The organism is Paenibacillus sp. FSL M8-0228 (assembly GCF_038007385.1).
Lineage (GTDB): Bacteria > Bacillota > Bacilli > Paenibacillales > Paenibacillaceae > Paenibacillus > Paenibacillus polymyxa_D.
In genome coordinates this window covers 1,269,056-1,295,042 of record NZ_JBBOXA010000001.1, presented here as the reverse complement: position 1 = coordinate 1,295,042, position 25,987 = coordinate 1,269,056, and the positions used below count along the sequence as shown (strand labels likewise).

The following is a 25,987-nucleotide window of genomic DNA, read 5'->3' as shown; positions in this document are numbered from 1 at the left end:
ATGTTAAAGAAGGTCGGAACTTCAGCAGATGCTTACTGACTTTTTTTAAAATAATCAGTAACAACATTATATAAAGATATTATTTTAGGTTTATTTTTGTCGAAATCTTCAACAACTGCCTTATAAAATCTATCAAAAGCAATAAACGAAACGACACTCTCCAATACAATTTGTTTAATATTGATCCATAATAGGACATCATGAAAAATCACCTTACCACTTAATGACTCTATCCCGGCTATAAACACTAATACAAACGAAAATAGATAGATTAAAGTTTTAATATTTATAACATCTAAAAATCCAACAAGAATATTTACTATCACATTTTTATCATTATAGAAATTTGTTGGAAATAATTTCAAAATAAGTTTTGCAATTTTTTTAGGTATAAAAGAGAATCCGATAAAGGTAACTGTTAATGCCAGATAGTTCGTAACAACCTGGTTTAAACCAAAAAACCAACAAAAAAAATAAATAAAAGCAAACAATAAATGCATGGAGAAAGTTAAAAAACTCAAACTAAAAACAATTATAAATATGACTGCAAGAACAGCATAAAGAAATAAGATTATCCTACTTCTATAACTTAATTCTAAAGAGTCTTTTTTAGCGTAAATAAACATAAGGGCAAGCAACGCCACTACTCCAATCATGAGGAAAGACACAAATGATACATAAATTAATATCTGCAAGTTTTCTAGCATGACTTCTAGCATATTTTCACATCACACCATTCTAAATTTTCCGACTTTCTTATAACGTTCCTGTATTCACGACTCAGCGTATGCTGAGTGTCCGGCGAATGCCGGACCAAGGACGAATGTCCACAGCGTGAATATTATGTTATAGGATGTCAGTTTACTTTTATTCTCTATTTCTTAATTTTACATATGCATCATATGTTGAAAGGAAGATATAAAACATCCAAGGAAGATAAATATCATAATCATAATCGTTTTTTTGAGATACGTTATTATGTCTTATTCCAAAGTTATTCAATATATTAAATAAATCTATCTCATTCTTTCCTACTTTCTCTTTTAAATCAGTTCTTATAAATTCTAGAGCATCCCCAATTTCCCTTACTGCCGCCTTTTTATCCTCTTTATTTGATCCATGCTTTAAATATAATTCTTTAGCACGGCGAATTTTAAGGTCTACATTTGATTCATCACCATAAATCTCGGTGTTATCAACCAAATTTACGAAGCTTTCTTCTAATGTATTTCTGATGTAACCATCATTAGAAAGTTCCCAACCACTAGAATATTGCTTGAGAAATATGTTTATTTCTTCACGAAATTCTTTTTGAGCAATCTCTTTTTTCTCAGGAATTGGCGATGCTTCTTCTGAGATACTAAAATAATCTTCGTTTTTATTAACGAATGGATAAGTTATATATTCATGTAAAAGTTCTATAACATTAAATAAATCTTCTTCTTCATAAGTCATTGCAAGGTCTGGATGTTTGATATTTCGATTTATTTTACGCATGCAGAAAGCTTCGAAACTGTTACCAATTATCCCATCATATCTATATGAACGTGTTCCCAAAAATTCAATAAAGTAATATCTCTTTTTGAAGTCGTTATATACTGATTGAAAAGCTAATTTTAAGTCTTTTAGAACCAGTGGCTTTATAAAACCTTGTCTTTGAGAGTAATAACGTCGTTCATTCATACTTTTATCATCCTTTATTCAAAATTCTTTCTTATTTCCTATAACGTTCACTGTATTCACGACCCGGCGAATGCCGGGTGTCCGGCTGCCTTCTACTTCCTCGAAATTCTTCCATGCCGGACCAAGAGCGAATGCTCGCAGCGTGAATATTATGTTTTATGTTGTTAAATCGGCGGACTTCGGAGCATCTACTCCCAACTTCAATCCCACTCTGCTTCCGCTTAGGAAGCATTCCTCGTCCGCTCTTAGCTCGTAACTTTCAATCCTTGATCCGCATAGGATATACCTTCCGTTCTTTCCTGCTCTTATCTATTCTTGTTCTTCCAAGCCGAATTTTATGATCTTATAACTTCATATTTACGAACTTCGTGAAAACAAGGAACATAATAAATTAAATGAATCATTGTATTTGAAATAGTCCTTTTGAACCATGTTTATATTGTATCATCAAATGGAAAAATATTACGACTGCTAACTATACATAATATATAAGAAAATAGGTTTATTCCATGTGTACCACTTGACATTAAGCTTCATCCACATCAATTAGGAACACCCGCTCCTGGAATCCGCCTCGGGCCTCGGCTTTGTCCACCCGCAGCTTGTCCAGCTCCAGTACACTCGCTCCATGTACTTCTACGAGTGCTCGGATGACTTCCAGCATATCCGCCAGTTCTTCCAGCGCTTCCTGACCTTTATTCGCTTCAAAATATTCCTCGGCTTCTTCACGAAGCTTCGTCCGCAGCTCCTGCTTATACTCCTCTGGTTCCAAAATGCGTGTCCGACATTCCATGCCCTGAGACATAATGAGTTGCGGAATCCGATCCCGCACCAGTTTGTTGTATGTAGGCATATGAAATAACACCCTTTCTGATGTGGGAAGCTCCAAGGCGTATCCAACATCTTCCTTTTCCTCATTATATCATTAGCTCAGAAAGAACCGGGGATTATTGATAAAAGATCTACCGATTCATTGAACGAATTTTCTTTATAAATAGATGGATACCGCTTAGACGGATCAGCTACGATCCGCTGTGACAGAGACTCTAGAATAGAGTCCGTTTTATAAAGCAACTTGTCTACTTCCCCCAGCTTCATTGGCTCTTTAGTTACATCATCTTCTCCCGAAACCAGATAATGTACCGTACCGATAAACAGCACCATATCTAGATTGGGCTCAGCCTCTGTGTGAATTAAAGGGAACAGGTCAGTTACGGATAAACAAATGTACGATGGAATGATTTGGTTTCGATGAACATACATGGCCTTAGCCATAGAAAACATCGCTCGATCACAAAGAATGAGGCAGTTTTGAAACTGATGATGGTCGCGCATCATCTGTGCAAGCTTGATCTGGTATTCGGCAAGCTTTTGAAAATCCATCATGCAATTGAATATGTAGGTGTCGCTGTACTTAGGCAATTTGAAATCAGAATCATTATGTAGTTGGGGACTTAAGGAGTAATGTTTCATGGGGAATCAACTCCTGAATTAAAATTTCATAAATAAGGGTTTTGCAAAATCCTGAAACAAATGTGAGCAACGTAGCACAAATATGTAACCATCAAGATGTATAATTTTCTAGCTACCGGACAAGCTTCCTAATAAATATTACTATATAGTAGTTTTTAATTCAATTTACTTACTAACACTTATTAATTAGATGTAACTCTTTCTCTACACTTCTAACTAGAGGATTTTGCAAAATCCAACAAGCGACTTCCAATAATAATATATAGGTCGTGATGATCTAGTTCGTCTATATATTGCACTTTGGAGCGATTGAAATCGATTTTGTAGAACCCTTACTATAGAGAGGTGTATTCATGTCAGAACTTTTGGAATTAGTCGGTACACGTATTCGAGATATTCGAAAGTCTAAAGGGCTTTCCCAAGAAGCTTTAGCCGAAAAAGCAGGATTCAATTCGAGTTATATTGGATTTATTGAGCGAGCGGAGAGAAATATATCTTTGAAAAATCTGGAGAAAATAGCGAAGGCATTGAACGTGGGCGTCTATCAGTTGCTTACATATGTGAAGGACAATGATGAGCTTACCGAAGAACATTCAAGTATAAAAACCATTTTAACTCTCCTAAGAACTCGTGAATCCAAAGATACTGAACTGGCATTAAAGATTCTTACGGACATCTTTATAAGAATCGATGAACGATGAAACAAAAAAGGAACTGCACTTTGCAGTTCCCCACCAATCTCTTACGACAATGCCAACATCGCTTTCATATCTTCCTCTGCGGTCGTAATTAGCTTCAAGCCAAACATCTCCACCAGCACATCCAGTACACCAGAAGAAATAAACTCAGGCGGCTTCGGCCCAATGCGAATATCCTGGATGCCAAGGCTGAACAAGCCCAGCAGAATGGCAACCGCTTTTTGCTCAAACCAGGACAGAACAATGCTGACAGGCAGCTCGTTCACCGTACAGCCGAATGCATCCGCCAATGCCAGAGCAATTTTCACAGTAGAACCCGAATTGTTGCATTGCCCCAAATCAATATAACGCGGAATGCCGGTATCTCCAACGGTGCCATAATCCACGTCATTGAAGCGGAATTTACCACAAGATGTGGTCAGAATGACCGTATCGTTCGGCAAGGATGTAGCCAGCTCGCGATAATAGTTGCCGCCTTTGCCTGGTGCGTCGCAGCCTGCGATGACGAAGAAACGGCGGATATGTCCGTCTTTAACGGCCTGAATAATCTCAGGAGCCAGCCCGATAACTGTCTCATGATGATATCCCGTTGTAAGCACCTGCTCTGAATCTACATCTGCGGCTGGCAGAGCCAACGCGCGCTCGATCAATGGTGAAAAGTCGTCGTCCATGATCTTGGCTACTCCCTCCAGCCCGGCTACTTCATAAGAGAAGAAGCGGTCTGCATACGTGCCTTTAATCGGCATAACACAGTTCGTCGTAGCCAGAATTGCGCCCGGGAACTCTTCGAACAGTCTACGCTGATCGTACCAGGCTTTACCGATATTCCCTTTGAGATGTGCATATTTCTTCAATGCCGGATAACCGTGAGCAGGCAGCATTTCCGAGTGAGTATAGATATTAATGCCCTTGCCCTCTGTCTGCCGCAGCAATTCCTCCAGCGCATACAGATTATGTCCGGTCACGACGATGCATTGGCCTTCGATTTTATTTTGGCTGACCGTAATCGGCTGCGGAATGCCAAAACGATCCGTATGCGCACGATCCAGCACATCCATGATCCGTACAGCCGCATTTCCGACCTTCATCGCCATTTCCAAATGCTCTTGTACATTAAAGTTAGAATTGGTTAAGGTCATATATAACGCTTCATGCGTGATGCGATCTACCTCAGGATCGGTATAGCCCAACTGGCGAGCATGTGTCGCATAGGCAGCAATCCCTTTTAATGCAAAAATCATCGTATCCTGCAAGCTCGCTATCGTCTCATCTTTCCCGCACACCCCAACTACTTTACACCCGCCACTCGGCGTCTGTTCACACTGATAACAAAACATATCGTTTTCCTCCAAATATTTATAGATATTTGTTCGTTATCCCCAGCGTAACAAACCCCTGAATGCGTAGGTGTGATTACACACACATTTTTTTAGCATTTATCATCATAGAACAGTGTAGGACAATTCCACATGCCAATCATTCCTACTCCAGCGAATTTTCCTGAATTCCCCCGCCTTTACGGTACTGCACAGGGGACACACCCATGGTCTTTTTAAAAGCGGTGCTAAAATAGTGCTGACTGTCGTAACCCGTACGTTCTGCTATATCATAGATAGACAACGTCGTGGAATCCAGTAGCTGCACTGCTTTACGGATACGGGCACGCGTGACGAGGGTCACGAAACTGTCGTTGAGCTCCTTTTTGAGCACACGGCTGAGATATACGGCGGATACCTGTAGCCGCGAGGCAAGGGCTTCCAGCGTCAACTCCCGATCGGCGTAGCCTTCCTGAATAAGCTGCCGAGCACGGCGTACGATGGGAGACAGCTGCGATTCGCCATACACCCGATCCCGACACATCCGGTACGCATCCATTGCGCCTTCCAGCCCACCCGCGTTGGATTCCACATGCGTATGAACCGCTATATTCAGGTAGCGTCCAATCGCCTGCTCTATGGAAGCGCCAATCGTCTCGGGTGCCTCCTGCCACAGGCATATGCCGATCAGCCCGTTCGCATCGCGGAACAACACATGTGGCAGGTCCTCCAGCAGTTCGCCAATAATATTTTCAGCGGCAAAAAGAAACAACTGTCGGTCATTCTCGCGCATAATCGTCTGCCGGGCCTCTGCCGCTGGCCACCGTACGACACCGATCTGAGCAGGCGGCCGCGATGGAAGCCGTAAAAACGCCAACTGCTCCATGACATCTATGCCCGTATGTTGCCCTTCCAGCCATTCCAGGCAAAACCGCTGGCGCAACAACGGAATATTCCGCTCAATCTGCCCGGCAGCTTGTTCTACATAGGCGGCACGCTTACGCTCTTCCTCGAGCCGCTGACCGAGCCGTGACAGCGCAGCGTGAAGCTGCTCAGCATCTACCGGCTTCAAGATATAATCCTCTACGCCAAGTCGGACTGCCTCCTGCGCATAAGCAAATTCATCATGCCCGGAAATGATTAGACAGCGGCACTCCGGACGTACTTCCCGCAGCCGACGAATCAGTTCAATCCCGTCCATGAACGGCATATTCATATCGACCAGCATGATATCTATGCGAAGCTGACCCACCAGCTCCAGCGCTTCTTCACCATCCTCCGCCTCAGCTGCGACCTCCATGCCGAGTGCCGCCCAGTCTATGCAATCCCGTATCCCCTCTCGGATGATCGGCTCATCATCTGCGATCAATACTTGGTAACGCTGTGCTGTCCCTGTTATCACTTCCGTTATGGCCTGGTCAATCAGACTCACCGTCGTTGAGTTGTCTCTGCCCTTTGATTTCGTCATCCTGACCCTCTCCTTTTTCATGCGGCTTCTTCAGTTGCGCCATATCCAGCAGCAGCGGATGAATGATCGTCACGCAGGTGCCTGCTCCTTCTTTACTATCCAGTACAATTCCATATTCCTCACCAAAAGATAGCCGGATACGCGCTTGTACATTCAGCATGCCGTAGCTTCTACCATTTGTACTAGCCCCACTTTGCTTCTGCTGTCCTTCCATCGCCTCCAGCGGTATTTCCAGCAATTCACGCAGCTCACGCAGCCTTTCTGCCGCCATCCCTGCGCCATCATCACGCACCGTCAGCAGCAGCTTGTCGCCTTCAGCTTTAGCTTCTATCCAAATCGTGCCTGGGCCACGTCTGGCCTTGATGCCGTGATAAATCGCATTTTCCACTACAGGCTGAAGCATCAACTTCAACACGAACAGATCCTTTAGCTTGTCGGGTACATTCAACTCCCAGCGAAGTCGGTCACGATAGCGGGTTTGCTGGATTTGCATATAGCTAGATATATGCTCAATCTCGGAGCGCAGCGGAATAAAGTCATCCCCCTTGCTCAGCCCGAGACGAAACAATCTCGATAGCGCTCCTACCATGTCAGATACGTCGTCTACTCCATTTCTTCGGGCCATCCAATGAATCGTATCTAGCGTATTGTATAGAAAATGGGGCTTAATATGCTCCTGAAGGCTGCGTAGCTCGGCATCCCGTTTTTGCCGTTCTCTCAGTTCGCTAAGTGACATGAGACGGCGAATTTGCTCCAGCATCCGGTTAAAGCTCCGCCCCAGCATTCCGACTTCATCCCCACGGTCACTCCATTGGCGAACTGTAAGATCCCCTGTCTCTGCCGTCCGCATATAGGACATCAGCCGGAAAATTGGCTGCGCAATGGAACTCGACAATCGCAAGGATGCCGTTAAGCCAAATAGACATACAATGAAAACAAAACAGACGACATAGAACTGAATTTGTCGCACTTCCAGTGTAGATTCGCGTGCCGGGAATACCCCCACTGTTCTCCAGCCCGTGAATTCGGAAGCCCTGAACATGAACAGCAATTCCCTGCCCCCAGCTTCACGGGTAAACATCCCGCTGTCACCTGCCCCGAACCATTGCGGTGGAATGCGCTCAATCAAAGGCATATCCGGCCTGTACACGCTGCGTCCCTCAGCATCTGTCACCATTAAATACCCACTTTTGCCCAAGGTTACATCTCTGGCGGCCTGCGACACAGCCCGTAGCTTGAGGTCAATCATTATCGCGCCTAGCACGCGTCCGGTTTCCGAATCCGTAACCGAACGAACGACGGAGACAATTTCACTGTCCTTGTACCGGACATGAGTGGTCACATTACGGTGGCTCGGCTGTCCTAGCACAGTGAATATGCCTGCATGCTGCGCCGCCTGTTGGTACCAATCTTCTTCCGTCAGGCTACGCGTGCTTCGAGCATACATTTCGTTGCTGATATAGTCGCCTTTTTCGTTCACGATCAGAATCCCTGCAATTTCAGGATATAACGTAGTATAGCCCTGCAAAAATTGCTTCATTTTATACAGCGTATCCTGCTCCTGTACAGAACTTAATGCCTGCTTGGAGCTGAGAGCCTGATTTTGCGCCGAGTTCTGAGTCTGCTCCCCCTGGTTTTCCGGTGTTATTACACTCGCATGACCTGCGTGGCCGTCAGCCAGCGTCTTCCCTTTCCAGAACTCCCCGATATCGGGGTTAAAAGCAATCAGATACGTCATGTTCTGCAAATTTTCCATTTTGGTGTCCAGTGCTTCATTTACCTTGCCAATCAACTGCATCGTATGGTCTTCCACCTGCCGCTCAATAATCCGTTCCACCGTCCAATTGACCAGCAGACCTAATCCCAGCGAAGGTACAATGCCAAACAACAGGAACAGCAGCATCAGCTGATAGCGTAAGGGCATATTGCGCAAGCGTAACCGCGGCATCATGTGGTGCACTCCTAGCTGGATACGCTTCCAAAATTTATTTCGCATAATAATCATCTACATTCGCCTGGGTGACAACAGAGATTCCAGTGTCTACCCGCACGGGCAGCGGAGTGTTGTCTCCGGTGGAAGAAGGCGCAGGAGTCGTCAAATGATGATGCAGATGGAACAGATATTGAAGCGACCAATAGCCCATATTCCATGTTCCCTGAGCAATTGTTGCCGAGATTGTGCCACCACGAATCATATCCAATGTCGCTTTATTCGTATCAAAAGAAATGATTTTCAGCGGGTGGCTGTTTTTTTGACTCAGTACCGCTTCACCTACACCTATTCCTCCCGTTGCTTCGGTCACAAAAATGCCCGCCAGTTTCGGATAAGCTTTCATCAGCCTTTGCGACTCATCCCGGGAGACCATCGCGTCTGCGCGGCCATCCGCTACTTCCACCACCTTCATGGCAGGATACTGCCGCTGTATGGTATCGCGAAAGCCACGCAAGCGTTCCTCATGATTTTGCTGACCGGGTAGCGTCAAAACAGCGACTTGACCTTCTCGTCCCAACAGCTCTGCCATTTTATCCGCAGCGGTCACGCCCGCCTTATAATTATCCGTGCCCAAAAAAGAATACGCCCGACTCCCCGGCGCTTCGGCATCAAACAGTACCACAGGAATGCCCGCATCCAGCGCCTTATTAATTACCGGAATCAGAGAGTGAGGATCAATCGCTGATATGGCAATCCCTGCGGGCTTACGAGCAATCGCCTGCTCAATAACTGTCGTCTGCTCCTGTGCATCATAACGGGTAGCTCCCCGATACTCCACAGTCACTCCCAAAGCATCTCCTGCATCCTCGAAACCCTTGAGCCCGCTTTTCCAATACTCCAAGCCAGACTGGAAGGTAATCATCATATAGGTTTCTCCGATGCTGCCTCGTAGCCCCTTATCTTCCCAAGTACCATTCAACGGGCCAGTTTGTTCATACCTGAACACATAGAGAGCAAAGGCCGCAATCAACAGCATATATACCAGCAGCGTTTTTTTCATCCTTCCTCCCTCTTCCTGTGTGTATCCTTAAGTTATAAATTCACTTTAATTTATTCTGGTTTCACTTAGATTGTAAACGCAATCATATTAAATTGGAACTACTTCACTCTTCTTACTTTCAGGTGGCGTTAATCCTGCACTAATGTTTCTACGTTACAATACCTACAATTGCGCTAGGAAAAACATGTGCGTATCTTGAGGAAAAGGAGTGATATGGATGAGCAAGCCGCGTATCGCGGAGTGGACAGAACTACGGGGCCTCGCCTACCTCGCTGTCGTGCTTCAGCATTGCATTGGCGAATATATTTATCGCAGCGACATCCAACAGCCAGATTCTGTGATGCTCGCGATGCTGTATCATTTGACACGTTTTGGCACACCGACGTTCGTTTTCCTGTCTGCGGCGCTGCTTTTTTATAATGGTAACAAACCGATTGGCTACCCTCGCTATATTGGCAGGCGGTTTCGAGATATTTATGTTCCTTTCCTCTGCTGGACGGTTATTTATTGGGTATGTACTCAAAACTGGTCAACGGCGCAGTGGGGAAATATTTATTTTTACAAAGGTATGTTCGAGGAAATGATCATCCCCGTCAGCGGATATCATCTATGGTTTGTAGTGATGATCTTTCAGTTTTATATTTTGTTTCCTTTATTTTCAAAAGCAGCCGGGCAGGTTCAAGCGTTTCTACGCCGTTACAGCACGAAAAGACGCAAACAGCTTGTTTTGGCTGTTATGCTGATTGCCGCTGCGGCTTACGCTTTGTTGTTACAATGGTCCTACTATGACATGTCTGCATGGAGCACTGGGTTGCCGTCCTTTTGGCAGACTCTGTTAGATTACCGCACTTATAACTTTGTTATGTATTTTTTCTATTTTATGCTGGGCGCAGTGTGCGCCTATATGACGGACACCTGGCGGGGATTGGCCCAACAGACGTTGCCGTGGAATGTATTTGTCTTTATTGGTTTGTTCATGCTCATGGGTCACACGATGCTGATCCAGTCGGGTGTTACGATCAATCTCAATATTTCTACTTATCTGAAACCAAGCACCTTCGTGCTGATTGTCTCGCAGTTGCTTTTGTTGTACGGACTGCTGCTTCATTTGCAAAAAGATACGCGATCCGAGCCGTTTCGCCGTATGCTGAACTGGATTGGACGCTATTCCTTCGGAGGATATCTGGCCCATGCGCTCGTGCTGTCCTTCATATCCTACTACACCCGCCCGCTTGCACTGGGTGATCATCATTTTACAGCTACGCTCATTACGTTTGTCGTCGTGGCAAGTGTTTCTCTGGGCATCAGCTGGCTCTTTGCCCATCTGCCCGGCGGCAACTGGATTGTTGGCTCCAAAGGCAGACAGCGGTTGAACTGGCATGCGTTTCGTTTCCAGTTCCTTTCCTCTAAGCGCGCTTCCAAAAGCACGCAGGAGCTTGGCTAAACTTGTGCGTCTGTGTTTCAGCATGGGGTTATAAATCCAATGGACTTTGGCAGGGCTCTCTTATGGAGCTCTGCTTTTTTTGTTGCCTTAGTATGCTGTCCCCAAAAAAATGATTAACATTTTATGACATGAATATGTATTTTATTTTAAAATAAGTCATTATATAGAATAATAATAAACATTACGTGGGAGAAGTCACAGTTTTGCATAAAGAGAAAGGGGAGGATGGACTGAACATAACATCGTCGTTGTTAATGATCTGATCCAAAACATGGTGAGGCTGCTTTCTGGTCTGATACATACGGTTGTACTGATTAATCAGTTCATCCAAAAGCATAGACTGTTCAAGTACACAAGCATGTCCGAAGCCATACTCTGCGTAAAGATCATGCAAGTGTTGTCTGGCGTGTTCCATTTGTTGAATTAACGTTTCCGTTTTATCCCTGTTCATCCTGCATACCTCCTATTGAATCTTATTTTAAGGAGGGATGTACAAATACGTCATGATCTTTTTTGAACCTAAAAATTACAAAATAATACAAAAATAGACCAGCTATAAGCTGGTCAATAGTAATGAATTTGAAGATGATGATTACTTGGATCACATTCCACCAACGTGTCCTTGTGTTTGGATTGTGCCATGGCTTAGGTTTGCAGTTTGATATGGTACTGTGAATACCAGTAAAAAGCTAGTTACCGCTAAGCAGAAAGCCATCCTTTTGATCATTTTTCTCCCACACCTCCTCATAAATGGATTGAAACCGAGCCTGTGTTTTAGGAGCCGCATGTAATTTGAAATGATAAAATAATCCAAAACAGTTGGCAATAAGTAGTACGTGGTTAATTGTAACAGCTTTTTCAAAAGCGTTTATTAAACAATTGAAACCATATGGATATCTGCCTTTATTTAGGCTGTACTTGGCCATTTTGTACCAGAAGCGTACGTATTCTTCCGATAAAACTTGTTGAGTATACGTATCAGAAGATGATGGTTCCTGATACGCTGCAATTTGGGACTCAAAGCGTCGAAGGATATGATCTACATCTACATTATATCGATTAGCTACTTCAAGGACGTTCAGTAGCTCGGCAAAAATCTCCTTTTCGGCAGCCATATGTTCTACGTAATCTGGCAGAACACTGATGTCCCCGGACATAAGTCTATTGACGTACGTATTAATTTTCGCCCATTGCAGATATTGCTTCTTCCAATAGAGAGACTCAGAATCTTGTTCCTTCACCCAACTTAGATCCGCATAACAATGAATGTGTTCTAATGCTTGTTCATGATCCCCTCTTGCATCGCAAGCACTAGCACACATTAGATCAGAATAGGCTATGTAGGTGAAAAACGGTCTAATTGGCTTTTTTTTCGAATCTGTTCCTTTTCGCTTGGAGTTATGAACCAAATTATATTGGATCTGTCCTAATTGACCCATCTGATGGGCAAATTCATACACCTTGTCCCACATGCTTAATGACCTGTAGACGTTAGCCAAATCTTTTAATGCATCTAATTGCTCTATCTCGTCTAAACGATCCACAAAAGGAGCAAATTCAATGGCAGCTTGAAGATTTACAGCTCTATCTTGTCCAATATTGATTTGGAACAAACGATACTGGCAGACCGCCAATCGCTCTGAATGCTGCTGCTTCTCACTTTCAGCCACCTTTTTGTAAAGGTATGCCGCTGCTTCGTTGTAACCGTCTTTGTATACATTTTCGGCAACTTCAAAGAGCGATGGCGGATAATTAGGGTTATCCAATAGCAAAATTACAACTCGCTGCAAGCAGTCGAGTCGTCCTAGTTCAATGCATCGGTATAAGAAAGGGCTTATTTTTTTCCAGTTTAGCGGAGATTCTTCAATGCATTCTTCAATATAACGTTCGTAAAAATAATCCGGTGGTAAATTCATTCCCGCAGTAATACTATCCAGTTGATGAACAGAAATAGATCGGTTACCAGTCACAATGCTACTAACTGTACCTACATTCAAATCAATCGTGTGACCAAACTTGGTCATCGTTAAGCCTTTTCGTTTCAGATAAGTTTGAATTTCTGCCTGTATCGTAGGTGTGATTTCCATGGATAAACCACCCTTTCAGCATTTTCATAGAATTTCAATTTCAATTTCAATTTCAATTTCAATAAACAATGTAGTTTGGAAACTAATGGTATAATTATTGATTTTCTTTCACGATAATACCATCTTTTGGAACAAACATAAATGCTTTTACTTTATTGATTTTTATATTTTTTTTAGGAGATCATTGGATGTTGGACAATGGAAGGAGAAGATCACTTGAAAAATACAGGTATGACACGTCCCTTGGATACGTTAGGCCGGATTGTTATTCCTAAGGAGATGCGAACCTCTATGGGGATTCAAGCTGGTGAGTCTTTAGAATTTTATTTGGATGTTGAAACAGGATTATTGAGCATGCGAAAGTATATAGGAGTCTGCTGTCATTTATGCTATTCGGTTCGGGATTTAAGCTATTTCAGGGGTTCATTTTTATGTAAAAAATGCATAAACGATCTGAAGGGAAACATAGGTGTGAGTCAAATACCTGTACCTGTTATTAAGGAACCTGCGTGCAAAGAAAAAAGTGTACATCGGTTGTCTTCACAACATTTGGTTGAGAAGCTAAGAAGACTCATGCACGAGCATCCAAACGCCAAGCAAGGCGAATACGCTGAACGGCTCGGCGTATCCCAAGGCCGTATTTCCCAGCTTAAAAAGCTATTATAGGTATCGCTCAACTCATATTCTAGCAAAGCTAAATAACCAGTCGCTGGTTGATTTCGTGCGACTGGTTATTTAAACTTCTAAGCCTATATTTGCTGTAAATTATGGAATTAAACCTATCAAAGTGGTATATTGACTCAAAGCTAAAAACTAATGTTGAAGTAGGTGTATAAATGAAATCACACGTTTTAATTTATGATGGTTATGTGAGTTTTGAGATTATGCTAGCAACCTATTTTATGAAAACCAAAGGGGACATTGTTACGATTGGAGTAACCAAAGACCCTGTAATTTCCTATGAGGATTTTAAAGTTACGCCTTCGGTAGCCCTTGATGAAGTGTCTGCTGAGGATATTCAACTCCTAATTATACCTGGTGGAGATAACACTCTATTAAAGACGAACAAGCAACTTCTAGCTCTAATCAGTACACTAAATAATGATCATAAAGTGATAGCGACCATTTGTTCTGCCACTGAACTACTGGAGATAGCAGGTGTCTCCTATAAAAATCCTGTGAATCATCCAACGGGTCTGGAGATACACAAGAATATCATTACGGCTAAACCAAATCAGTATGTGGACTTTGCAATTGAAATAGGCAAGGTGATGAACATTTATACTGATGATGAAGATTTAAAAGAAACCATTGATTTTTTTAAGCTCTTTAAAGATAATTGACTCTTCTGCTCTCCCACAACAATCACTTTATGTATGGTGATATTTAGGATACTATAGTGAGGGAATTAGCATACATAAGAGGGGTAATTAAAATGAATGACAAATTAAAGGGGCTATTAGTGGGCTTAACCATTGGTATGATGATTACTGGTGCAACCGCAATGGCTGCATCTGGAACAAGCGTAAATGCTGTTGTGAAAAAGTTTGATGTATTTTTAGAGGGGACAAAAAAGAACACTGCCGATGGCTTGATTTACAACGGAAACACGTATATCTCTGTTAAAGATATTGGGATTGCAGAAAGCAGACAAATCAGCCTCATTGATAATAAACTGTATTTAGGTAAACAGCAAAAGATGATTACAGAAAATCAAGCACTCCATATTCTTTCTGATAAAATAAAAAAGGATGCTGTTAAATATAATTTAAACTTAATGGTTGAAGGTTTGGAAGGAACTAAATATTGTATAAGAGTTTACGAAGATTTCCCTGATCACATTGCAACTTATGGATTCTATTATGTAGATAAATACACCAGTAAAGTAACTAAATATGACATAGCACAAGATAAGGAAGTAGAAATTTAAGGATAGGTTTCCCCATCCTTTTTTTATTGTCAAACGATCTACTCCTCGACTTATTCAAGAGCAGATATACCACGGTATCCCCGGCTAACGCTTCAATTGAGCTTCATTCGAAGCGCCGGACTTACGATCGAATGTAATCGGGCCTTTACGGTTCACAAGCCGTTTCAAGTCCACGGTCATTTCATTCTTCAACTTATCAATGAGCTGGTCCTCTTTGATGCCTTTGCTTTTAGCAACCTCGGCCAACGACTTCCCTTGTCCCAGCTCTTTCTCTAACTGGACAGGAGTGATGCCCAGCAGCTTGGCTACTTTCTCGTTGAGATGGTGATTCAAGCCGCCAGGCCTTTTGCCGTGCCTATGTCTGTGAACATGCCCGTGTTCGTCCTGTGGTTCAGCATTCCATTGGCGGGCTGCCCCTTGGATAGAGGCGTTGGGGGTGATTGCTTGCAACGAATTACCCGGTTCCGTCCCGGAAGCTCCAGCTGCACCCGCAGTGCCATACATCATCACTCCTCCATACAGGATAGCAGCGGTCAGTTTCCATTGTTTTTTCATGTTGCAGACCCTTCTTTCATCCTTTTTAAAATAATATTTTCTTTTCCCGCTATTTTTATTCATATTTTCGCCTGTTAAGTAACCATAAGACGGGAAAAAAGAAATTATGAACATTGCTATCACAATTACACCCAACCTTCGATCTACACGCGCTCCTTGGGAACCCTATCCTGTAGAGTGAGCAAGAATGAATAACTATACTTTCTACAATATAACTTGAAAAATTTCAAGTTATATATTAAAGAAAATATGATAAAATCGAATTGCAAACGTTTACAATTCGATTTTTGGAAAGACATGTTGCATCAAGCTACTACAGAATGCACTGCATCATAGTGAGGCTACAGGAGAAAAGTCCAATGAAACAAAAAAATAAGGTTATTTTTGTGGACATCCAAACGCACGAGCAAAACCATATCGGTCAGCGAGCACTTCAAAAAGTGGGAATACATGGACAAGATGTATGAAGATTCACTTACTGTAGAGAGATACCAAAGCAGTCGGAGTGCCAATGTAACTAGTAATACAATTACGATTGGCGGCAATAATGGCACCAGAAACCAAGAGATCGAGCTCGTTGTAATAGCCGATGACGGAACATGGAATGCTTATGTTGATTATTTGGAGATCAACTAAAATTTCAAATCTAGTAAAGAGTTGAATCGGTTCGGAGTATCGGAACATCCATACTATATTAAAATAGCTAGGAGGTAGACCCATGTTTATAGCTAAAGCAGGAAAATGGACGGCGATTATGTCAATCACCTTGTCTTTATTCACAGGCTCGCTGGTGATCTCGAGCAACCAGGCGCTTGCGGCTGATTGCTCGAGCGGTTATGTAGCGTTAACCTTCGACGATGGTCCCAATCCCTCTAACACCAAAGCGCTTCTTAGTGCTCTGAAGCAAAACGGTTTACGCGCGACGCTCTTTAATCTTGGACAAAACGCGCAGAATAATCCTTCGCTTGTACGTGACCAGCAAGCAGCAGGCATGTGGATCGGTAATCATTCATGGTCACATCCGCATATGACACAACTGAGCACATCGCAGATGTCATCGGAAATTACACGCACGCAGCAAACGATACAGTCCATTACTGGCACGGCACCAAAGTTGTTCCGTCCTCCGTATGGCGAGACCAACGCAACCCTCAAATCCATTGAGACCCAAAACGGTCTTACCGAAGTATTGTGGAACGTTGACTCCCAAGACTGGAACGGCGCCTCCACCGCACAGATCGTAGCTGCTGCGGGCAAACTTAAAAACGGCGATGTGATCCTGATGCATGATCAGTACCAGACTACACTCCAAGCTATTCCACAAATTGCACAGAACCTCAAAAATCGTAACCTTTGCTCTGGTATGATCTCACCAAGCAATGGCCGGGCGGTAGCGCCTGATGGCGGAAACGGCGAAACGCCGCCAAACAAAGGCACAAAAGTGGAAGCAGAGAATATGACCAAAGGCGGTCAGTATACTTCAAATATCAGCTCGCCGTTCAACGGAGTGGCTTTATACTCCAACAATGATTCAGTGAAATTCACACAGAATTTTACCAGCGGCACCCATAGTTTTTCACTCCGTGGTGCTTCAAATAATTCCAACATGGCCAAAGTTGACTTGAAAATTGGTGGACAAACGAAGGGTACCTTCTACTACGGCGGGAGCAGTCCTGCGGTCTATACTTTAAACAATGTCAGCCATGGAACCGGAAATCAAGAGATTGAGCTTGTTGTAACAGCCGATAATGGGACATGGGATGCTTATATTGACTATTTAGAGATCATCTAATTTAAAAAAAACAAAATCCCGGCGGGATCTTCCCAACCGGGATTTTTGTCGATATCCTTTTTACAACATTCTCAATGTAAAAATAACAAAATCTTGAAAATTGCAATCTGTTGTATAATGGCGGGTAACAACTAGAAGTCGCTATAAAAATATTCATAAGAGATGCAGGTGATGGCGATGGAATGGTATTTTGCATACAAAGACGAATTGGAAAAAGTATTTCGTCAAGCGGAGGAACGGACGTCCACGTTTCCAGCTCCCTTTCAGCAAGAGGGTTTGGACTATCTGGCGCGTTTTAATCCGTTGCGGGAAGACAGCACGCGTAATTACATATGCTATTTGCTTCCATTTTGGCTGCAAGAACTCACAGGACTGCCCCCCGAAACATGCCGCAGGCTGTCACTTGGCAACGTGTTCGTCATGGCTCACTATTTAATTCAAGACGATGTGATGGACACAGCAGCAGACAACCGTAAAACGCAACTCGCTTTAAGTCAACTATTCTATACCGAGTGTCTAAGCGTATATCGGGACCTTTTTCCGGCAACCTCTCCTTTTTGGTCATATGCCCGAACGTATGTTGATGAATGGGCCGTTAGTGTGATATCCGAAGGAACAGAGGACTATTTTCAAGGAGAAAAAAATAAGGTCGCGCTGAAAGCAAGTCCATTAAAAATGGCCGGAACGGGTGCTTTGCTGCTCGCAGGCCGTGCTGATCTGATTCAAAACATTACAAATATGACGGACTTGGCGCTACTCGTGCTTCAAATGTCGGATGATTGGGCGGATTGGTCAGAAGATTTGGTCGAACATAGCTATAACTGTCTTTTGTCCCATATCAGTGCCGAGCAAAAGACGGCTTACTGTGAAGGATTGGGACCCAAACAGATTCAGGAAGCGATTTATGTACGCGGTGCGCTTGCCAGCTATGTGAACATTGCCGATCAAGCAGTCCAACAGTTAGAGACCCTGGAGCCTTCTATCCACGGCCTACATAGCTTTGCACATTCTATCGCAGCTGAGCTGGGCGAAGTGGCGGCAGAAATTGAAGGCGGACGCTCGCATTTGAGAAGAGGCGGACTTGACTACTGGCTCTCCAAAAATATGAAATAATGCTAGATTTTTCTGAGCCCTTCGTGGTATACTGACTAGGTAAATATAACCAATTGAATGAGAGGGTGATTTTTGATGGCTACTGAAGTTCTTCAAACACAAGTCATTCAAAAAGCTTGGGAGGATGCCAGTTTCAGAGAGAAACTGATGACTGATCCCAAATCTGCAATTCGTGATGTGTTAGGAGTCGTGATCCCCGATCATATCCAAATCAAAACATTAGAAGAAACGCCTGATCAGTTTTTTCTGGTAATTCCTCCAGACCCCTCCGGCGTGCTCGCTGCATCCCAGAAACCTCGCTCAATGTGGTAGAATGATTGTTAATGCTTATTTAATCTAGATTCCTTAACCTCATAGGGGTGGGCTCAGCAAGCTTCCCTCCGTTTTCTCCGAACGCAAAAAAGCCGGATATTATCCGGCTACGGGGAAGCGGATGGTCGCTTCTGTTCCCACCCCTTTTGCACTTGTAAAAGTTATTTTTCCATTCATCGTTTCAATAATCCGAAAAGTCACCATCATTCCTAAACCCGTGCCTTTTGTCTTATTCGAAAAATAAGGCTCACCTAGTCTGGATAAAGTCTGAGCATCCATCCCTTCACCATTATCCCGAATATGAATGACAGCTTCTCCGTTATCCACATAAGCCCATATATGAATAAGCCCCTGGTCTCGCAGCGCTTCAATACTGTTTTTGATGATATTGATGAACGCCTGCTTGAACTTGGAGGAATTCCCGCGTACTTTGATTTCCTGGGGAATATCCAGCGAAATTTTTCCACCTTGCAAATTAGCCATTGGACTGATGATTCCTTCAATATGCTTGAATTCGTCCAATATGGTCAAGGTTTTGGTTTGGTCAAATTCTGGCTTGGCAAAGGTCAGAAAATCAGTAATAATCGCGGAAGCTCGATCCAGCTCCTCCAGAGCGATATGTAGATAGTCTTTGTTCTTACCATCCTCCTGCTTGCTCATCAACTGAAGAAATCCACGTGTAACTTGAAGGGGATTACGTACCTCATGAGCTACAGATGCAGCCAGATCGCTAATAATCTCCATTTTCTCCGAACGTTGAAGCTCATTATTGAACATTTCCAGTTCTCTGGAATACCGAACCACCTGCTTGTGCTTTTCTGCCAGTCTTCTGCCCAAAATCGCGATCAACGCCAGTACAAAACCGAACACGCCCCATTTCCACAAAAACATATTGTAGTGTCCGTCCAGAATGAAAAACCAGCTCAGTTCCCCGATAGAGATGACTGCAAAAAATGCAAAGCCTGTCGATAAGATGATCGCTTCGTGATCACCCTTAAGTGCCATGCGAACCGAAGCAAATACCAGCAGTATCATTAAGGCGACGAGTAATATACCCAGAATGACTACACTAAAAAAATAATATATGTTGTTCAACCGCTCCTGTGCTCCTAAATTCACAATCATCATGGTAAAGCAGAACAAAGAGTAGGCGGTTAACAACTTTCTGAATTTACGAATCAGTATAATCGAATTGATGTTTTGCTCAAAAAAGAAGGCTAATGAGGGCAGCAGAATAAATAGTGCCACATCAAAAAGTTGTAAGTACAGCTTGCCATAGCCGCGATAGAATGTATACAAGAATGGTGAATACGTTACGATCATCAGACCAATAGACAATACAATCGCACTTAGGGACAGCCACATGGCCATACTCGGACGGAACAGAAAAAACGAGCAGATCAGCAGCACCAGGGCGATAAAGATAAACGTACTGCCCAGTACAATATCTAAAACATCCATTCTGACCAAGGTCCCCAACAAATCGCGATAATCACCGGTCATCACATTACCGATGATGCCCAGTCTTTTCTTACTGCTTTCCGTCCATATGTATAATGTTTTACCGCTGTCTTCCGGCTTCAGCGGAATCAGAATACGATTATTCTCATAATTGTACCCACGGTAGGATTCGTAAAAATTGGTCCCATCCTTATACAGCGTAATATGCCTGCCATAAATATTTTCAAAAAGTATCGCTGGCGTTTCATCACTTAGCGAAGGTAACTTAATACGAATCCAGGCGGAGCCTATATTGCCGGGCTGCCTAAGCAGTTGTGTATCATCTTCAATATGCATCCAGATCTTGCTGGGATTCTTTACCTCATCTAAAGAGCCATCCTCGTCTACCTCTCCCCATCTCATATCCCAGGAGGGTATTTTATAATCCCCTTCCGGGGTCATTTTGGCCGCATAGGCGGAGTGACCCAGCGACAACAGCATCACAATGACCGCTAGCAGGGCGGCGACAGCTTTGGGCACATGCCTCATATTAAGCACCTCAAAGTTACATAGTAGGATTTACAAGTTTGTATACGTTTTAACATTTTTTACGTCCTGAAATTATATTATTCTATACGATGATGTGCATACCTTCTTCACAAGAAGGATATCATGTTCTTTTTACTCATTTTTTGTAAAATCTTCATATTGATTAATGATCATTTCCTGTTCGCGCCGCTCTTTCTGCTCTCTAAGCCCCAACCATGGTTCACAATCTTCATCTTCATAGATCGTCCAAATATCGGAAAATAAATAATCGCGTATTTCTACTATTTTTCCGGCCTGTCCGCCATCTGTCCAGTATAAGCCTTCCGGGCGTCGAATGAGGGTGCGGGAAAATCCCGGGGTAGATGCCTTTTGTCCTACGCGGATACGACTAATCATCGGACCAAACATGTACCATTCCAATTCATATCCCTCCCTATCTTCTTTATCATATCACAGCAGTTACCAAAAAAACGCTAATTGAGAATGGGCATCTCCCTATTCGCATGATTTTAACTTCCTACAGACACACTAACTGAAGGTTTAGCCGTTCCGCTGTTTGGGTAAGGTCGAAATAAGCAACAAAAAGTAAAGGAGCTGAGCAACATGGCAAATCGTGACGATCGAACTACTGAGCTACATGACAATGATTTTGAGCCTTCTCTGCAAAATGCAGAAACCAACTGGGAGAATCTGACCGAAGGGCCGGATACTCCTCTGGAGGACGTACCAGATGCCGATGAACTGACACCGAACAGTCCCGTTGATCCTTCTGCTCCTGCCGAATTCCTGCATGGTACCGATTTGCTGAATGGTACCGATGGGGATGAAGAAGATCAACTGGAAAGCGACGATATGCTGGATTAACCACTCATTTTAACGAATGGAAGAAAACGGTTACCTATTCTGCTATACGGGTAATGTAGTGTATAACAGAAAGGAGTTGACTGATCTCCTATGTATAAAGATCCGATGTCTCAGGCCGATATGGAATACAAACGGTATAAAGCCCTGAATCCTGTGGAAGCAGACGACCGTAGGACTGCGGACAAGACGAATACGGACGATACCTCGACCGAAGATAACCCACGAGGAGTTGCATCTGCGAATCCCGAACCCAGGGATCAAGGAAAATAAAAGGGCAGCAATTCAAGGGCAAAAACTTGAACCTGATAATCAGGGCTTGCCTTCTGCACCTACTTTGTTTAAAATAAGGTCAAATCTTTTGAATACCATGAACAAAGACATCGACGGAGACAAGTAAACGTCTAATGGATTCCCACAGAAAGGTACGAATTGCTGAGAGCGTACCGCAATCCCGCGTTGAAATTCACTCCCGAGTCGAGCCTTGAACCGACAGAAGGATTCATTCCTTTGTCCGAGTAGAGGTTTCCGGAAGCCCCCGTTACGGGCATCAAGCTCAGAAGTTACTGCTGTCGACTGAACGACGTTGACGATTTGTATGTATACTTCTGTAATTAGGGTGGTACCACGGCATTCGTCCCTTGCGGCGAGTGCCTTTTTGTGTTATTTTCTGCAAAAAAGTCCATGGACTGACAGAAAAAACAAATTAAATTCGGGAAGGGTGTAGTACTGTATGTCTACAAATGAAAATTCTTTGGAGCTGCTGCGTGAACAACTCGATGCTACAAATTTGCAATTGCTGGAGCTGCTGTCCCAACGCGCTGAACTGGCCGGACAACTTGGAAAATTGAAGGAAGCTCAAGGGGTACCTGACTTTGATCCGGTACGTGAGCAACAAATGCTGGACAAGCTGATCGCGGCTAACCGTGGGCCTTTTGACGATGCTACGATTCGCCAACTGTTCAAAAATATTTTCAAGGCTTCTTTGAACTATCAAAAAGAAGAACACAAAAAACATCTGATCGTCAGCCGCAAAAATCAACCAGATAGCACAATTATTAAGGTTAAAGATACGCTGGTAGGCGGCAAAGCCTCCATCATGGTCGCAGGTCCATGCTCGGTGGAAAGCTACCAGCAAACTCGTGAAGTAGGTGCGGCTCTCAAGGAAGCCGGTGTGCCGATTCTTCGTGGTGGCGCGTTTAAACCACGTACGTCTCCGTACGATTTCCAAGGACTGGGCGTGGAAGGACTGCAAATTCTCAAACGTGTAGGTGATGAGTTCGGACTGGCTACAATCAGTGAAATCGTCGATCCAAGACATTTGGAGGAAGCGATCCAATACATCGACATTATTCAAATTGGTGCACGTAACATGCACAACTTTGAATTGCTCAAAGCTGCGGGTGAAACAAGAACTCCGGTTCTGCTCAAACGCGGACTGGCTGCAACAATGGAAGAGTTCCTTCATGCTGCTGAATACATCGTTTCCCGTGGTAACACGCAAGTCATGCTGATTGAACGCGGTATCCGTACGTACGAAAAATGGACGCGTAACACGCTGGATATTTCCGCTGTTCCGATTTTGAAAAAGGAAAGTCATCTGCCTGTATTGGTGGACGTGACTCACTCGACAGGCCGTAAGGACATCCTGGCCCCTTGCGCCAAAGCTGCCCTGGCTGCTGGAGCCGACGGTATCATGGTGGAGGTCCATCCGAACCCGGCAGTCGCTTTGTCCGATGCTCAGCAACAGCTGAACATTCCTGAGTTCCACAACTTCCTATCTGAAGTCAAAGAATCCGGTTTATTCAAAGCGTAAAACTAATTTTATGCTGGGACTTGTAAACCGCTTTCATTTTCTCGGACATTGATGTAAAATCGGATCAGGATTGTGACTGATCATGCAGGCAAAACCTAAATGTATATATGCTCAACTATTGTTGAGACATATATATGTTTAGGTTTTTTTTATGCCTAAATCTTGAATAAAAAGAATACTTACATGGTCATAATCCTAAAAAACATCATAGGAGCGTTCAGAGTGGGGAACAAAAATGAGAGAAAGTAAACACGATTGACTTGCAAGGTAGTGATACGAATGCAGTTAGTTTCACAGTTCCCGCAGATGCTAAGTCAGGGAATACGCTTCATATCATTGCAGAAGTACAGGACAATGGAAAACATCCTTTAAAGCATTATCAACGTGTGATTGTAACCGTAAAATAATAGAACACAACATCCAATAAAATTAGGCTCATGGAATAACACTCCATGGGCCTGTTTATTTTTGCACATCGGACCTCAGACAATCTCTATACACGTTTCATGCTTTTTTCAGTCAAAGGAATATAATATCCTTTGCCATTCGGACCCATAGCAAATTTATTGCGGAGATGGATTAGATTAGGGCCGAATTTCTCTTCTAATTGTTCACGGAACTCATATAGGATTTCCATGATATAAATATCATGAATAATCACTTCCGTAATCGGCATCACCAGACCCGGATGCAACGTCCATGCAGCGCGGCTGTCATCACCAAGTGAAAGTATGCCAGCAACGACCTCCCGGTCGTCTACGCTAAGTACAATCCACCGACCACCAATTTCAGACGTAATCTCCTCACTCATATCATGGCGGTAAACAGTAGCGAAATCAAAGTTAAGCTCCCCATACGCTACAATGATCACTTCAATTCCTTGTTGAGCGACTTGCCCTAAGGAATCTCGGAACACCTCGGCATCCTCTTTCCAAATCTCCAATAAAATCCGGTGTTTTGCTCCCTTTACCCCTTCATTTATGCGATTGATAATGGCTTCATACCCCGAAATATTCCAAATATTTTCTCTGTTTTGAAATGATGCTGTGTACTGCTCCAAACTCTCTTGCGCCACATTGAAAATCTGCTCTGCTTTGCGTTTTCTCTGGGCAATCAATTCATGCGGCGGAAGCGGCACATACAGAGGCGTATTTTCTTGACTGATCATGATATCCCCACGGTTGACCATTCCAGACAAAACCTCATAAATTTTGGATCTCGGTACCCCAGAATTCAATGAAACGGCGTATCCCGAAAGTGGAGAGCTTTCCAATAAGGTCACATAAGCCTTGGCTTCATATTCACTAAAATTCAAATCCCGTAGAATTTCTAATATATTTGGTTTTGGTTTCATGACGTCTTCTCCTCAATTCGTGTTCATCCTTACTATATCACTTCCCCTTGACAAAAACTGATATACACACTATCTTTTTAGTAACGTTTTTATAGTAGTTACTATAGTAGCTACTATCATCATTTCACAGAGGATTACCTCAGGGAGGATTCAACTTGAATAAAGTCATAGCTCATCACAGCGAAAGCAACCGGATTTACTACGGTTCTACGATTCTGGCCCTATTGATCTGGAGCACATCATTTATTGCCACCAAAGCAGCCTACACGACGTTCCCCCCTCTTACCTTGGGTCTATCCAGATTTATTATAGCTTCCGTAGTGCTAGGTATCGTTTTGCTGATTAAAAAAGAACATGTCAAAGTAAAGCCAAAAGATTTGGCTACGATTTCGTTTAGTGGTGTTTTAGGAATCACTCTCTATTTTTCAATGGAGAATATAGGGGTTAGCCTGACTACCGCTTCCAACGCAGCATTAATTGTTGCATCCTATCCCGCAATTACATCGCTGCTTGAACTTATTTTGTATAAAGTGAAATTATCCAAATATAAAATTTGCGGCATAGCACTGGCCATGATTGGGGTATATTTCTTGACTTCAGTAGGCGAAAGTTCGGATAGTAAGAATCAACTCATCGGAAATTTAATATTGATTGGAACGGGTTTTGCGTGGGCGTTTTACACTTTTATGACGCGTAAGGTTGTGGACAAATATCCACCCGTGACGTTATCTTTTTATCAAACCGTTGCAGGGAGTATCTTTTTTATACCTCTGGCTCTATTAGAAAAGGATCGTTGGCAGGTTCCAACAACAGGATCGTTTATGTTGTTAGTATATCTGGGTGTATTCTGCTCCGTTATCGCGTTTTTGCTTTATAATTACGGATTAATCAAGCTGTCACCGAGCAGTTCCGTTTCTCTGATGAATTTGGTTCCGATATTTGGAGTCTTATTTTCTGTGTTGCTTTTGCAAGAAACGATTACATGGCGCCAAATCATCGGCGGTTTGGTCGTTATTATCGGTGTTTTACTAAGTGCCCATCAAACAAACCGTACCTAAAATGATAGATTGCACACTGTTAGAAAAGTTAAGACAAGCATCGTT

Annotated in this window: 26 protein-coding genes, 2 pseudogenes and 1 other annotated feature; of the genes and pseudogenes, 14 read left to right on the top strand and 14 right to left on the bottom strand. The window is 43.3% G+C overall.

Annotated features, from left to right (window positions below; all coding sequences use genetic code 11):
- Positions 1-32 precede the first annotated feature (32 nt).
- The 4 genes from MKY98_RS05880 to MKY98_RS05865 all read right to left on the bottom strand — a co-directional run bounded on the left by MKY98_RS05880 (position 33) and on the right by MKY98_RS05865 (position 3,156).
- A complete protein-coding gene (locus tag MKY98_RS05880; protein ID WP_069010377.1) occupies positions 33-719 on the bottom strand; it encodes a hypothetical protein in 687 nt (228 codons plus the stop codon).
- Between the two features lie 148 nt (positions 720-867).
- Positions 868-1,683 (bottom strand): hypothetical protein, encoded by an 816-nt coding sequence (locus MKY98_RS05875; protein WP_069010376.1) that lies wholly within the window; start codon positions 1,681-1,683, stop codon positions 868-870.
- Between the two features lie 526 nt (positions 1,684-2,209).
- Positions 2,210-2,536, bottom strand: a complete 327-nt coding sequence (locus MKY98_RS05870) for a nucleoside triphosphate pyrophosphohydrolase (protein ID WP_069010375.1) — start codon at positions 2,534-2,536, stop codon at positions 2,210-2,212.
- A gap of 77 nt (positions 2,537-2,613) precedes the next feature.
- Positions 2,614-3,156 (bottom strand): hypothetical protein, encoded by a 543-nt coding sequence (locus MKY98_RS05865; RefSeq protein WP_069010374.1) that lies wholly within the window; start codon positions 3,154-3,156, stop codon positions 2,614-2,616.
- 353 nt (positions 3,157-3,509) lie between these two features.
- Between MKY98_RS05865 and MKY98_RS05860 the strand changes: the two genes are divergently transcribed.
- Positions 3,510-3,857 (top strand): helix-turn-helix domain-containing protein, encoded by a 348-nt coding sequence (locus MKY98_RS05860; protein ID WP_029516129.1) that lies wholly within the window; start codon positions 3,510-3,512, stop codon positions 3,855-3,857.
- 41 nt (positions 3,858-3,898) lie between these two features.
- Here the strand turns inward: MKY98_RS05860 and hcp are convergent, their stop codons facing one another.
- From hcp to MKY98_RS05840, 4 genes are all read right to left on the bottom strand, one after another.
- Complete coding sequence (gene hcp, locus MKY98_RS05855; protein WP_028543172.1) at positions 3,899-5,191, bottom strand: hydroxylamine reductase; 1,293 nt, start codon at positions 5,189-5,191, stop codon at positions 3,899-3,901.
- A 145-nt stretch (positions 5,192-5,336) separates the two neighbouring features.
- Entirely contained in the window at positions 5,337-6,638 is a 1,302-nt protein-coding gene (locus tag MKY98_RS05850; protein ID WP_069010373.1) for a response regulator, read from the bottom strand.
- The gene (locus MKY98_RS05845; protein ID WP_069010372.1) at positions 6,589-8,589 is read right to left on the bottom strand and encodes a cache domain-containing sensor histidine kinase; all 2,001 of its coding nucleotides are present in this window, start codon (positions 8,587-8,589) and stop codon (positions 6,589-6,591) included. Before MKY98_RS05845 ends, MKY98_RS05850 begins: the two co-directional genes overlap by 50 nt.
- A 34-nt stretch (positions 8,590-8,623) precedes the next feature.
- On the bottom strand, positions 8,624-9,631 hold the full coding sequence (locus MKY98_RS05840) for a substrate-binding domain-containing protein (protein WP_029516126.1): 1,008 nt from the start codon (positions 9,629-9,631) through the stop codon (positions 8,624-8,626).
- Between the two features lie 217 nt (positions 9,632-9,848).
- On the opposite strand from MKY98_RS05840, the gene MKY98_RS05835 reads away from it, so the two are divergent.
- Complete coding sequence (locus MKY98_RS05835) at positions 9,849-11,075, top strand: acyltransferase (protein WP_069010371.1); 1,227 nt, start codon at positions 9,849-9,851, stop codon at positions 11,073-11,075.
- A gap of 181 nt (positions 11,076-11,256) precedes the next feature.
- On the opposite strand, the gene MKY98_RS05830 is transcribed toward MKY98_RS05835, so the two are convergent.
- Both MKY98_RS05830 and MKY98_RS05825 read right to left on the bottom strand, forming a co-directional pair.
- A complete protein-coding gene (locus tag MKY98_RS05830) occupies positions 11,257-11,526 on the bottom strand; it encodes an aspartyl-phosphate phosphatase Spo0E family protein (protein ID WP_141695431.1) in 270 nt (89 codons plus the stop codon).
- 238 nt (positions 11,527-11,764) lie between these two features.
- Positions 11,765-13,162: a helix-turn-helix domain-containing protein gene (locus MKY98_RS05825; protein WP_069010370.1), complete on the bottom strand. Its 1,398-nt coding sequence runs from the start codon at positions 13,160-13,162 to the stop codon at positions 11,765-11,767.
- A 216-nt stretch (positions 13,163-13,378) separates the two neighbouring features.
- On the opposite strand from MKY98_RS05825, the gene MKY98_RS05820 reads away from it, so the two are divergent.
- The 3 genes from MKY98_RS05820 to MKY98_RS05810 all read left to right on the top strand — a co-directional run bounded on the left by MKY98_RS05820 (position 13,379) and on the right by MKY98_RS05810 (position 15,092).
- The gene (locus MKY98_RS05820; RefSeq protein ID WP_341038934.1) at positions 13,379-13,828 is read left to right on the top strand and encodes an AbrB/MazE/SpoVT family DNA-binding domain-containing protein; all 450 of its coding nucleotides are present in this window, start codon (positions 13,379-13,381) and stop codon (positions 13,826-13,828) included.
- A 170-nt stretch (positions 13,829-13,998) separates the two neighbouring features.
- Positions 13,999-14,505, top strand: coding sequence for a DJ-1/PfpI family protein (locus MKY98_RS05815; protein WP_069010368.1), 507 nt, complete (start codon positions 13,999-14,001; stop codon positions 14,503-14,505).
- A 92-nt stretch (positions 14,506-14,597) separates the two neighbouring features.
- The gene (locus tag MKY98_RS05810) at positions 14,598-15,092 is read left to right on the top strand and encodes a hypothetical protein (protein WP_029516121.1); all 495 of its coding nucleotides are present in this window, start codon (positions 14,598-14,600) and stop codon (positions 15,090-15,092) included.
- Between the two features lie 84 nt (positions 15,093-15,176).
- Here the strand turns inward: MKY98_RS05810 and MKY98_RS05805 are convergent, their stop codons facing one another.
- Entirely contained in the window at positions 15,177-15,647 is a 471-nt protein-coding gene (locus tag MKY98_RS05805) for a hypothetical protein (RefSeq protein WP_069010367.1), read from the bottom strand.
- A gap of 393 nt (positions 15,648-16,040) precedes the next feature.
- On the opposite strand from MKY98_RS05805, the pseudogene MKY98_RS05800 reads away from it, so the two are divergent.
- The 4 genes and pseudogenes from MKY98_RS05800 to MKY98_RS05785 all read left to right on the top strand — a co-directional run.
- Positions 16,041-16,283, top strand: a pseudogene (locus MKY98_RS05800) (hypothetical protein); the annotation flags it as partial.
- Between the two features lie 82 nt (positions 16,284-16,365).
- A complete protein-coding gene (locus tag MKY98_RS05795; protein ID WP_039269442.1) occupies positions 16,366-17,439 on the top strand; it encodes a polysaccharide deacetylase family protein in 1,074 nt (357 codons plus the stop codon).
- A gap of 177 nt (positions 17,440-17,616) precedes the next feature.
- Entirely contained in the window at positions 17,617-18,552 is a 936-nt protein-coding gene (locus tag MKY98_RS05790; RefSeq protein ID WP_029516118.1) for a hypothetical protein, read from the top strand.
- A 75-nt stretch (positions 18,553-18,627) separates the two neighbouring features.
- Positions 18,628-18,864, top strand: a complete 237-nt coding sequence (locus MKY98_RS05785) for an NHLP leader peptide family RiPP precursor (protein ID WP_013309068.1) — start codon at positions 18,628-18,630, stop codon at positions 18,862-18,864.
- Between the two features lie 99 nt (positions 18,865-18,963).
- Here the strand turns inward: MKY98_RS05785 and MKY98_RS05780 are convergent, their stop codons facing one another.
- Positions 18,964-20,853 carry a sensor histidine kinase gene (locus tag MKY98_RS05780; RefSeq protein WP_069010366.1) on the bottom strand — a complete coding sequence of 630 codons (1,890 nt, stop codon included), beginning with the start codon at positions 20,851-20,853 and terminating at the stop codon, positions 18,964-18,966.
- Positions 20,854-20,985: 132 nt separating this feature from the next.
- Entirely contained in the window at positions 20,986-21,273 is a 288-nt protein-coding gene (locus tag MKY98_RS05775; RefSeq protein ID WP_023987328.1) for a hypothetical protein, read from the bottom strand.
- A 183-nt stretch (positions 21,274-21,456) separates the two neighbouring features.
- On the opposite strand from MKY98_RS05775, the gene MKY98_RS05770 reads away from it, so the two are divergent.
- From MKY98_RS05770 to MKY98_RS05755, 4 genes and pseudogenes are all read left to right on the top strand, one after another.
- Entirely contained in the window at positions 21,457-21,717 is a 261-nt protein-coding gene (locus MKY98_RS05770; protein WP_029516115.1) for a hypothetical protein, read from the top strand.
- A 90-nt stretch (positions 21,718-21,807) separates the two neighbouring features.
- Positions 21,808-21,987: a hypothetical protein gene (locus tag MKY98_RS05765; RefSeq protein ID WP_029516114.1), complete on the top strand. Its 180-nt coding sequence runs from the start codon at positions 21,808-21,810 to the stop codon at positions 21,985-21,987.
- Between the two features lie 101 nt (positions 21,988-22,088).
- Positions 22,089-22,359: a binding site (T-box leader), on the top strand.
- A gap of 88 nt (positions 22,360-22,447) precedes the next feature.
- Complete coding sequence (locus tag MKY98_RS05760) at positions 22,448-23,530, top strand: bifunctional 3-deoxy-7-phosphoheptulonate synthase/chorismate mutase (protein WP_029516113.1); 1,083 nt, start codon at positions 22,448-22,450, stop codon at positions 23,528-23,530.
- Between the two features lie 239 nt (positions 23,531-23,769).
- Positions 23,770-23,937, top strand: a pseudogene (locus MKY98_RS05755) (hypothetical protein); the annotation flags it as partial.
- An 86-nt stretch (positions 23,938-24,023) separates the two neighbouring features.
- Here the strand turns inward: MKY98_RS05755 and MKY98_RS05750 are convergent.
- Positions 24,024-24,884: a TrmB family transcriptional regulator gene (locus MKY98_RS05750; RefSeq protein WP_069010365.1), complete on the bottom strand. Its 861-nt coding sequence runs from the start codon at positions 24,882-24,884 to the stop codon at positions 24,024-24,026.
- A gap of 155 nt (positions 24,885-25,039) precedes the next feature.
- Here MKY98_RS05750 and MKY98_RS05745 point away from each other — a divergent pair, with 155 nt between their 5' ends.
- On the top strand, positions 25,040-25,942 hold the full coding sequence (locus MKY98_RS05745; RefSeq protein WP_039269437.1) for a DMT family transporter: 903 nt from the start codon (positions 25,040-25,042) through the stop codon (positions 25,940-25,942).
- The last annotated feature ends 45 nt before the right edge of the window (positions 25,943-25,987 follow it).